This window comes from Streptomyces regalis (assembly GCF_001509475.1).
GTDB lineage: Bacteria > Actinomycetota > Actinomycetes > Streptomycetales > Streptomycetaceae > Streptomyces > Streptomyces regalis.
In genome coordinates this window covers 1-299 of sequence record NZ_LLZG01000307.1, presented here as the reverse complement: position 1 = coordinate 299, position 299 = coordinate 1, and the positions used below count along the sequence as shown (strand labels likewise).

The 299-nt window shown below is 72.6% G+C and carries 1 protein-coding gene; it reads right to left on the bottom strand.

The genetic code is table 11. From position 1 onward, the window contains the following. Nucleotides 1-299, bottom strand: a 299-nt coding sequence (locus tag ADL12_RS27335; RefSeq protein ID WP_167364440.1) for an arylamine N-acetyltransferase, incomplete at both ends; no start/stop codon positions are given.

Here is a 299-nt window from a genome sequence, read left to right as displayed (position 1 = left end):
CCCCCCCGCGCCCCCCGCCGGCGCCGGGGCCCGCCTCGACGATCCGGAACACACCCGCCGGATCCACCTGCTCCCCCCGCGCCTCGAACGCCAGCGGATAGTGACTGTGCGCCCCGAAACCGACGTCCGCCAGCCATGTGCCCCCGTCCACCGTCCGCACCTTCAGCGCCATGTGGTCGTAGGGAATCCCGAGCCGCCCCTCCTTCCCGTGGACCCGCGCCGCGAGCAGCGTCACATCGAAACCCAGCGCGGTGAGCAATGCCGCGAACGCCCCGTTCAGTTCGTAGCAGAACCCGCCC